The 10000-nt window shown below is 51.6% G+C and carries 13 protein-coding genes; 12 read left to right on the top strand and 1 reads right to left on the bottom strand.

Features of this window, described 5'->3' with window-relative positions; translation table 11 throughout:
• Positions 1-100 precede the first annotated feature (100 nt).
• Entirely contained in the window at positions 101-979 is an 879-nt protein-coding gene (locus LDL35_RS05130) for a protein translocase subunit SecF (RefSeq protein ID WP_304020138.1), read from the bottom strand.
• A gap of 227 nt (positions 980-1206) precedes the next feature.
• On the opposite strand from LDL35_RS05130, the gene LDL35_RS05125 reads away from it, so the two are divergent.
• The 12 genes from LDL35_RS05125 to LDL35_RS05070 all read left to right on the top strand — a co-directional run.
• Positions 1207-1515 (top strand): DUF2551 domain-containing protein, encoded by a 309-nt coding sequence (locus LDL35_RS05125; RefSeq protein ID WP_304020136.1) that lies wholly within the window; start codon positions 1207-1209, stop codon positions 1513-1515.
• A gap of 48 nt (positions 1516-1563) precedes the next feature.
• Positions 1564-1875 carry a hypothetical protein gene (locus LDL35_RS05120; RefSeq protein WP_011450106.1) on the top strand — a complete coding sequence of 104 codons (312 nt, stop codon included), beginning with the start codon at positions 1564-1566 and terminating at the stop codon, positions 1873-1875.
• Complete coding sequence (locus LDL35_RS05115) at positions 1875-2282, top strand: archease (RefSeq protein ID WP_304020134.1); 408 nt, start codon at positions 1875-1877, stop codon at positions 2280-2282. Before LDL35_RS05120 ends, LDL35_RS05115 begins: the two co-directional genes overlap by 1 nt.
• A 9-nt stretch (positions 2283-2291) precedes the next feature.
• Positions 2292-3725 carry an RtcB family protein gene (locus LDL35_RS05110; RefSeq protein ID WP_304020132.1) on the top strand — a complete coding sequence of 478 codons (1434 nt, stop codon included), beginning with the start codon at positions 2292-2294 and terminating at the stop codon, positions 3723-3725.
• Positions 3726-4310 (top strand): hypothetical protein, encoded by a 585-nt coding sequence (locus tag LDL35_RS05105; RefSeq protein ID WP_304020130.1) that lies wholly within the window; start codon positions 3726-3728, stop codon positions 4308-4310.
• A 31-nt stretch (positions 4311-4341) separates the two neighbouring features.
• Positions 4342-4764: a DUF2111 domain-containing protein gene (locus LDL35_RS05100; protein WP_304020139.1), complete on the top strand. Its 423-nt coding sequence runs from the start codon at positions 4342-4344 to the stop codon at positions 4762-4764.
• Between the two features lie 7 nt (positions 4765-4771).
• Positions 4772-5752 (top strand): biotin--[acetyl-CoA-carboxylase] ligase, encoded by a 981-nt coding sequence (locus LDL35_RS05095; protein WP_304020129.1) that lies wholly within the window; start codon positions 4772-4774, stop codon positions 5750-5752.
• A gap of 1 nt (position 5753) precedes the next feature.
• Positions 5754-6290 carry a biotin transporter BioY gene (locus tag LDL35_RS05090; RefSeq protein WP_304020127.1) on the top strand — a complete coding sequence of 179 codons (537 nt, stop codon included), beginning with the start codon at positions 5754-5756 and terminating at the stop codon, positions 6288-6290.
• Positions 6287-6985 carry an ABC transporter ATP-binding protein gene (locus LDL35_RS05085; RefSeq protein WP_304020126.1) on the top strand — a complete coding sequence of 233 codons (699 nt, stop codon included), beginning with the start codon at positions 6287-6289 and terminating at the stop codon, positions 6983-6985. The genes LDL35_RS05090 and LDL35_RS05085 overlap by 4 nt, the downstream gene beginning before the upstream one ends.
• A complete protein-coding gene (locus LDL35_RS05080) occupies positions 6982-7686 on the top strand; it encodes an ATP-binding cassette domain-containing protein (RefSeq protein WP_304020124.1) in 705 nt (234 codons plus the stop codon). The genes LDL35_RS05085 and LDL35_RS05080 overlap by 4 nt, the downstream gene beginning before the upstream one ends.
• A complete protein-coding gene (locus LDL35_RS05075; protein ID WP_304020123.1) occupies positions 7668-8333 on the top strand; it encodes a hypothetical protein in 666 nt (221 codons plus the stop codon). Before LDL35_RS05080 ends, LDL35_RS05075 begins: the two co-directional genes overlap by 19 nt.
• 31 nt (positions 8334-8364) lie before the next feature.
• Positions 8365-10000: pyruvate/oxaloacetate carboxyltransferase (locus LDL35_RS05070; protein WP_304020121.1), on the top strand; the 1636-nt coding region annotated here is incomplete at its 3' end.

Genomic DNA, 10000 nt, shown 5'->3' with positions numbered 1-10000 from the left:
CCGGGTGGGGGAAAATGACAATAATTGATGCAATCAGCAGAACCAGATAGAGTGCTACCCGATAATCCTTTATCATGTCAATAAGGGTGTCTTTATCCATTTATGCACCCCGCTGACCTGATGATAATCTGCCTTTGCCCTCGGTCATGTACCACTTGATAATACCTGCATTGGTAAGCCAGGTGTTCATGACATCAAAGAAGAGACCAATCAGCAGAACCGACGCAATCTCAAAGATGATCTGAATGCCCCCGACGGCTGCAACCGCCCACATGGCAAGAATGGCACCAAAGGTTGTGGTGGTCATGATGATACCGGTCCGAAAGGCACCCTGCATCTTCTCGTCAAACTTACCCTTCCGTTTCAGGACACGGGATGTCAGTAAGATATCACTGTCCACCGAATAACCGATAAGCATTAACAGAGCAGCCGTTGTTCCAAGGGAGAGCTGAATCCCCAGGATATTCATGGCTGCACCGGTCATGACCATGTCAGCAAACGCTGAGATAACCACTGCAGCTGCCGGGACAAAGGTCCGGAATACGGCAAACACAACAATGGCCATCCCGATAAACGAGATGATCAGCGCGATAATCGCCTGTTCCTGAAGAGTCTTTCCAAATGATGAGCCGATCTGATCTATTTTTGCACCGGAATATTTCTCTTCAACCTTTTTGGTAAACTCTCGGGCAGTCGTATCATCCATAGGCCCGAACTTCAGATACTTGCCGTTGTTAATCCCTTCATTTATGCTGATAAGGGGATATCCTGAAAAATATTCCTTTAGTACTTCAGGACTTTCATCGGTTACAATCGTAACACTGATACCGCCCTGAAATTCTATCCCCGGACTGACCGGAAGACCGGTCTGCATCCACATCATCCCGACTGACACCAGCGATAATGCCAGAATCACCATCGGAATGATACAGAGCTTCATCGGAGAGATGGAGCTGATATCATAGGTGAAAAAATTCATGCGCAGAAGGGTTAGAGCCCTATACTCATTATAGTAATTGGCACACCATTTCAAAAGTCCATTTCATATAGTCCGGGTATCGTAAAGACCCAAAAGCAATCTCATTCTCATATGCTCCTTTTGGATACTATGGGTGCAGAATAAACGATTCAGAGAATGCACCAATCAGAGTGATTCAGGATATTTGAGAAGAAACCTTATGATCGGCTGATTTGAAACTGGATGATATGACATTCCACTCAAGACAGCATGTAGTAGAGCAGAGACTGAAAGCCTGGTTATCCGGGGATCCAAATGGCGTCAGGCGTGCTGCTCTTTCTTTATTTCTTCAGCATGGAGATCTCACCATCGAGGATGTATATGAGCGGCTGGCTCCCGTATACCCGGTCTCGTACCATGGTGTCGGGGGGATGATCGGACTTATATCATCGAGGATTGGCATTCTGCAGGGGATCAGGGATGATAAGAGAAGATGCAGGTCCTACCGGCTGAGAGAGAAGGATCGTGCCTCGGTCAGAGAGATCATGACCACTTAAAACCTGACGGCACAACCATTTTTTCCCCTCCGGTATCACCTGTTTTGGATGTCCGAACTGAAAGCCGGCCTGTACGAGGAGGCTGGTTATCACTCGATACACATTGACGATGACGTGATCGAGTATATGAAAGAACGAAATACCGATTTTCGAATCTCAACCTCATGTGGCGGGCCGGTCCTGCTTCCCATCTCATATAAACCACCAAAACCAAGTGACCTTGCATTACGGGCAGGTGAGCGCACCATATATATCTCCATGTACCAGGCCAGGTACATTGACCATATTCATATGGGCCTTATCCCCTACCACATCGGGATGAGGGACGAAGGATTCTCTGAAGATTATAACGGGTTCTGATGAGCTTTGAAGAGAGAGACCATACTGCAGATATTCTGATGCATATCAGGGCAGCGGATACTATCGGGCTCTTTACCGATGCAGGCCATGCCCTAATGAAGACGATGTACCGGGGCCCTGCAAGACCCATAGAGGAGGTGTCTGTCACCATTACCGGCCAGTCTCTGGAACACCTCCTTCATGGATTCCTCTCTGAACTCCTGTTTGAATCAGAGGTTCAGAATATCGTCTTCTGCGAGTTTGAATTTCAGATACGCGACGGTGAAGTCAGAGCAATCCTCCGGGGAGAGCCATTTGATCCTGCGATCCACGGGGGAGGGACTGAAGTGAAGGGGATCTCCTGGTATGGGCTTTCCATCAGGCAGGAACAGAATGAATATGCCTGCGACGTATTGTTTGATGTGTGAGGGACTGGTATGATTGAAGGTGTTGTAAGAAAGGGAGAATATGAATGGGAGTTGCCGGTCGGGTTTATCCCTGGGATGCATGTTCCGGGCCGGTTTTTTCTATCTGATGAACTGACAAAGACACTGGAGGAAGGTGCCCTTCAGCAGCTTGCACATGTCGCAACCATGCCGGGAATAATTCATAACTCCCTTGCCATGCCGGATATTCACTGGGGATACGGCTTTCCCATCGGGGGTGTGGCTGCATTTGAATATGAGACCGGCGTCATCTCCCCCGGCGGTGTGGGGTTTGATATCAACTGCGGGGTCAGACTTCTCACAACACCCCTGAACCCATCAGACCTTGCTCAAAAGAAAGAGATCCTGGACAATCTGTTCGACGCAGTCCCGGTCGGAGTGGGTGCACGCTCTTCCCTTCGTCTCTCAGAAAAGCAGCTTGAGAAGATGATGACTGATGGTGCCCGCTTTGCAGTTGCAGAGGGGTATGGAAATTCTGATGATATCACCCACTGTGAAGAACAGGGCCGGATGAAAGAAGCTGACCCTGCCCATGTCTCGCGAAAAGCCAGGTCACGAGGGGTTCCCCAGAGCGGGACACTGGGCGCGGGGAATCACTTTCTTGAAATACAGGTCGTCGAGGAGATCTATGATGAAGAGGCCGCACGGACCTTTGGAGTTGAACAGGGCCAGGTCTGCATGATGGTACATTGTGGATCCCGTGGCCTTGGTCACCAGGTCTGTACTGATCATCTTCAGGTGCTTGAGCATGCAGTCTCAAAATATCACATCCAGCTCCCTGACAAGCAGCTTGCCTGTGCCCCCCTCACATCACCGGAGGGAAAAGCATACTTTGGCGGGATGGCTGCAGCAGCGAATTATGCCTGGGCCAACCGGCAGATCATCACCCATCAGATTCGGTCAGTCCTCACCAGAATGTGCGGAATCGGTTATGATGACATCCGGCTTGTCTATGATGTTGCTCACAACGTTGCAAAGATTGAAGAGCACGAGATAGATGGTAAGACAAGGAAGGTCTGTGTCCACCGGAAAGGTGCAACCCGTGCCTTTGGTCCGGGATGTCCTGATGTTCCTGCTGATTACACGCATGTCGGCCAGCCGGTAATAATCCCGGGCAGCATGGGCTCATCCTCGTACCTGCTCAAAGGGACCGATGTGGCAATGAACCGGACGTTCGGCTCTACCTGCCATGGCGCAGGCCGGGTGCTTTCACGATCCCAGGCAAAGAAGAAGATCCAGGGGAAAAATATCAGAGAGACTCTGGGCATGGCGGGAATAATGGTCAAAGCACCCCATGACGGGGCCATTGCAGAAGAGGCGCCGGATGCATACAAATCATCATCTGAAGTGGTATCGGTGGTCCACAACCTCGGGCTGTCCAGGCTTGTGGCGCGGCTTGAACCACTCGGTGTAATCAAGGGATAAATGGCATTGCAGGTCGCGGTCATCTGGGAAGGGCCGGTACTCTTTACCCGTCTCATTGAAGAATGCGGCCACTCCTGTGAACTGGTAACCCCGCATCTTCTGGCTGCCCCGTTTTTCAGACGCAGACTACACGGCCTTGTGATTCCTGCAGGATTTGCATCTCCAGGACATACGCCGGTTATTGCGGCATTACGGGCGATACGTCCCCGTATCAGGAGATATGTGGAAGAAGGCGGGACACTCCTCTCATTTGGGGCAGGAGCAGATCATCCCACTGCATATGACTGGCTGCCGGTCCAGGTCTCGTACCGGTATGGGTTTGCCACGACACCAGTAGAGAGTCAGAAGGACCATCCCTTTATTTCCATTATTGAGGATGGGGAAGGGGAAGTCACAATCGATGGCATTCTGGACCCCTGTGCCGGTGAAGAGGACAGGCAGGTCATCCTGCAGGCACCGGACGGTCCGGTCATGCTGGAGATCCCATATGGAAAAGGCCGGATTCTGATTGCCAGTCTGCATGAATACCCGTCACGTCGGTTTGTCCGTGAGTTCTGCGCCGGTGAAGGCGAAGGATTATTGTAATCAGACACAAGGGAATTATTGAGGGAAGATGATGAGCCGTTATATCTTATCTGATCAGGCCGAGGCAACCGACTGGATACCGGTCTGTATGGCTATTCATGAGATAGTCGGAAAACTGCCGGTGACAGCCCGATCTCTTGAGAAACGGGGTATCCGGATAGAAGACGGGGTAGTTGTTGATGAGGATTACTCTGGGCCAGTTCTTGAAGAGGTGCTGGCAGCCGGAGAGATCCGTAAAGTTACTCCATCAACAGGACAATATAAAGGGATCCCGGTTATTGTAGCCCCCCTGAAAGATGATACCGGAAAGACCATTGCCGCAATCGGTCTGGTGGATATAACAGGAATATTTGACCTTGCAACGCTCATGGAGCATCAGTCCACCATCATCAGACAGGTCTGTGGCAAAGACCCCTGCCCCCTTCCGACAGAGCAGGTAAGGGCAAAGCGGTGATATTCACATGTATACGCAGGCATTTAAAGTCCTTGAGATTCTTGAGAGATCCGATAAACCAGTTGAGACCAGTGAGATAGCAGAGGCACTGTCCCTTTCAAAATCGGCAGTCTGGAAACATATCAATGAGCTGCGCCAGCTTGGATATGATATTACCGCGAGTGGTGAGGAGGGGTACGTCCTCCATGACAAGAACCAGGACTATCGTCCGCATATCATCTACAAACACCTGAAAACCAAATTCATCGGCAGGAAGATGCGGTTTTTCGAGAGCATCCCGTCCACGATCTGGTATGGCAAGGATCTTGCCGAGCAGGGCGGTATTGATGAGATGAACGGGATGGTCATCATTGCAGAAGAGCAGACCGGAGGTATTGGCAGAATGGGAAGGGCCTGGGTATCCCCCACTGGTGGTATCTGGGTGACAATAATCCTGCAGCCCCAGATCCCGATTGAACAGCTCTTCATGCTCACCCTTGCAGCATCAGTCTCTGTTGCCCGAGTGCTTCGCAAGATGTATGACATCGGTGCCCTCATCAAATGGCCCAATGACATCATCATCGGTGACAAGAAGGTCGCCGGCATCCTCCTTGAACTCGGCGCAGAGGAGAATAAGGTTGAGTACTGTCTGGTCGGCATCGGCATTGATGCGAATGTGAACCTTGAGTCATTAAACCAGACCATCAGGAGCACCATGACCTCTATCAGTCAGGAAGTGAACCAGGATGTGGACCGTGCTGTTCTTCTTGCTGCTATCCTGAAAGAGTTTGAGAACCGGTATGAGATGATATCACAGGGCGAGTTTGATGCGGTCATCAGGGAATGGAAAAACTTCTCTTCAACAATCGGGCGACGAGTCAGGATTGTGACGTTGAGGACACATTTTGAGGGAGAAGCAATAGACATCGACCCGAACGGTGCGCTCGTCGTCAAGAAGGACAACGGAAAGATAGAGCGGGTTATTGCAGGAGACTGCATTCATATCTGAAATGGCCGGAAATTATCATCGATCGATCATCATCACCCATACCACCCTCTTTATCGCGATGACCACGGTCTTCTCCTGGACCTCAATCCCATTTATTCCTGTACCGATAACGCTGCAGACCATGGCAGTGCTCCTGACCGGCACGATCATGAAACGGTATGCAGGCATCCCGATGGCGCTCTATCTCCTTCTTGGTGCGATCGGTCTTCCGGTATTTCATAACGGGACCGCGGGCCTCGGGGTGCTTCTCGGACCAACCGGAGGATACCTGGTCGGGTTTATTCCGGCGGCAATCCTTGTAGGTCTCTGCTATGAGCAGGCTTTGGAAAAGATCCAGATAGCAGGGCTTGCCCTTGGAACATTCATCATCTATCTCTGTGGCCTCTCATGGCTCGTCATTTCAGTTCCAATGAATCTGACTGCTGCCATCACCGCCGGTATGCTGCCGTTTCTTCCCGGTGATACCATCAAAGCAGCTGCGGCATTTCTCATCACCAGGCGCATCCTGCCCTACACAACGCGGCTGTCAGATCCATGATTGAGATTTTGTCGGTCAGGGCCGGCATACTCAAAATCCCGTCCTGTACGATTCATCCCGGGATCTGCGCGATAGCCGGCCCTAACGGTGCAGGAAAGACCACTTTTTTAAAACTCCTCTCAGGGATTCTGCCTGTAAAGAGTGGGTCTGTACGTATTGACGGAAAAGAGCCGTCTTTGTGTACGATTGGGTGGGTTGGTGAGTACCCTGACCGGAACATCCTCTTTCCACGAGTCTATGATGAACTGGCAAGTCCGCTCAGATTTACCAGGCAGTCCTGTGAGTCTTCTGATCTGAAGGTTAGAAAATGTGCCGATGATCTTGGTATCACCCATCTGCTGGATCGTGACATGCATGGCCTTTCTGGCGGTGAACTCATCCTGGTCGCCTTCGCCGCCGCCTGCATCGCCTCACCTGACCTGCTCATCCTTGACGAGACCGATTCCCACCTTGACGAGCGCTTCTGCCACCAGCTTGAGGAATATATCAGAAGATCCGGGATACGGTATGTTGTCTTCTCCACGCACCGGCCTGAACGGATGGCGATTGCAGACGAGATGATACGGCTGGTCAGGGGAGAGGTTGGCGAGCATCTCTGCCTCACAGAAGAAGCAGACCATACATTCCCGGATCACCTGAGTAATCCCTGGTTCTGGAGGAAGGTTCAGACCGAACTGTCAAAAGGAGGCACATGAATACCCCCCTGATCAGGCTGACCGGAGTTATCAGAAAGAAAGGTGCATTCACCCTCAAGGCCGATGCAGAGTTCGGGACTGGTATCCATCTCCTGACCGGCCGGGTGGGATCGGGGAAAACCACGCTTGGAGAACTCCTGGCTGGAATCGGAGAACCTGATTCTGGAACCATCCGGTGGAACGGGGGCAGGAGAGTCATGCTCCTGCAGGATACCAGTTATCATATCAGCACCATGACCGTGCAGGAAGAGGCAGGAAGCTGGCATGGCGATGCTGAAAGAATCATCCGGACTGCCGGGCTGACCGGAAAAGAACATACCGATCTCTTAAGGCTCTCACGGGGAGAGGTCCGAAGACTTGAGCTGGCTGCCATTCTCACCGGGCAGTATGATCTCATCGTCCTTGATGAACCATGGGCAGGGCTGGATGAAGAGGCACGCCGCTGGGTCAGGCAGCTCATCGACTCTCATGCGCATGAGATCATCGTAATAATCAGCCATGATCTCACCTCACTCCCCCATATAGACCAGCTCTGGGAGATGGAATGCGGGAGACTGAAACGGCTTGGGCAGGTGCCTGCATGTCTCTCTGAGTGGACCCTCGCTCCACCCCTTGTCAGATATCTACAATTAAAGGGAGTGCAGTTATCCGGGCTGTCACGGGAGGAACTTGAGGAGGCGGTATGCAGGATCCCCGGATAAGACTGGTTACAACAATCCTGCTCTCTGCTGCAGCCTGGATCTCACTCCCCGGTGCATTCCTCGCAGTCCTCTGGTGGCTGATATGCGGAAAAGCACGGACCTCAATCCGGACTATCCGATCCTTCTTTATCATCCTCATCGTGCCGGGAGTGATGGGGCTTGCTGCAGTATGGTCTGGTAAAGACGGTCTCTCATATGTGGTCAGGATCATGGCGGTGCTCATCATCGCGTCATGGATGTATGCCGAGCGGTATCCGGGAGAACTTCTTGATGTGGGAGTCTGGTTTCTCGGTACAAAAACCGGATTTGATCTCGGGCTTATCGGAGAGCTGAGTATGTCTTCCCTTGATACCCTTGCACGGGAGACAGACCGGATTTCTATCGCCCTTCGGCAGAAAGGGACATCTCTTTCTCCGCGTATAATCCCGGCCGTCTTTTCTGGCATACTCATCAGGCAGCTGAACCTGGCTCAGGAACGGGCAATTCTTCTGACGCTCCGGGGATATACCAGGGGAGGCATGCATTGCCCGTCCTTTTCCTCTCCGGGTATAGACCGGATAAACGGGGCCTTTTCATGCACCATTTTCATTTTATCCCTGATTGCAGGTGACTTTTTTAATATAGCCGGTTCAACCTTTATTGTTTGAACCGCACCCTGGCGGTATAATAGGTGTCCATATGAGTTCTGACCGACAAAAACGGCTTTATATAACAGATACAACACTTCGGGATGCGCACCAGTCACTCATCGCAACCAGAATGCGAACTGAGGACATGATCCCGCTGACCCGCTCAATTGATAAGGCCGGTTTCTTCTCGGTTGAAGCATGGGGAGGGGCCACGTTTGACAGCTGCATCAGGTTTTTGAACGAAGACCCCTGGGAACGTCTGCAAAAACTCAAGGCAGAACTGAAACACACGCCAATACAGATGCTTCTGCGTGGGCAGAACCTGGTCGGATACCGGCACTATTCTGATGATGTGGTCGATCGGTTTGTTGAACTTGCCCATAAAAACGGGGTAGATATCTTCCGGGTCTTTGATGCCCTGAATGATATCAGGAACATGGAACGCCCGATGACCAGGGTAAAGGAGACTGGTGCCCATCTTCAGGGAACGATATCATATACAACCAGTCCGGTTCACTCGGTCAGGGGATTTGTGGATCTCGCCCGTGAACTCTATGCCCGTGACTGCGACTCAATCTGTATCAAGGATATGGCCGGACTTATCATGCCGGCTGTTGCAAAAGAACTCATCACCGGCATCAAGGATGAGATGGATGTGCTCGTTGATCTCCACAGCCATTGTACGAGCGGTATTGCGCCGATGTCATATGACGCCGCCATCGAAGCAGGGGTGGATATTCTCGATACCGCCATGTCACCCTTTGCTCTTGGAACCAGTCAGCCACCTACCGAGAGTATTGTTGCATCAGTTCAGGGAACAGCCAGGGATACCGGTATCAATCTCATGGATCTCAGAGCGATCAGGAACGAGTGTCTGAAGATTCGGAAAAAATATGAGGGCCTCTTCACCCCGGTTGCCGAGCGGGTGGACAGCGATGTCCTCATCTACCAGCTGCCTGGCGGAATGATCACAAATCTTGTCTCCCAGCTGCAGGACCAGGATGCGCTCGATAAGATGGAGGCAGTGCTTGACGAGATCCCAAGAGTCAGACAAGACCTCGGATATCCTCCCCTGGTCACCCCGACATCCCAGATTGTCGGAACCCAGGCAGTATTCAATGTCCTGACCGGAGGGCGATACAAGACGATCTCAAACGAGGTCAAGGACTATGTAAAAGGGCAGTACGGAAGATCTCCCGGTCCGATATCTGATGAGATACGAACGATCATCATCGGGGATGAGGAGGTTATCACCGTTCGGCCTGCAGACCTGCTTGCACCGATGTACGAAAAGATGAAGGCAGAAGCAACCGGTGCAGGCCTGATAAAAAAGGAGGAGGATGTCCTCACCTATATCCTCTATCCTGCCATCGCGCCCTCATTCCTGAAAGGAGAACGGAAAGCAGAGCCGATCCCATCCGCTGTCCAGAAGAAGGAGACCAGTCTTTCTATGCCTTCATCCATGCAGGTCGAAGTTGACGGGGAGACATTCACCGTCAGAATTCTCGCCATTGGGGATCAGCCGGTTGAAGGAAAACAGAAGGCAGCCGAACCACCAAAATCGGACATTCCAGGCGGGGTCAAGAGCAATATGCAGGGAATGGTCCTAAAGATCATGGTCGGCAGGGGTGACAAAGTAAAAACAGGTGACACTCTGGTGGTTCTTGAAGCCATGAAGATGGAAA

The organism is Methanospirillum hungatei (assembly GCF_020216685.1).
GTDB lineage: Archaea > Halobacteriota > Methanomicrobia > Methanomicrobiales > Methanospirillaceae > Methanospirillum > Methanospirillum hungatei_B.
The sequence above is the reverse complement of the archived record's forward strand: the minus strand, read 5'-3'. Positions and strand labels throughout refer to the sequence as shown.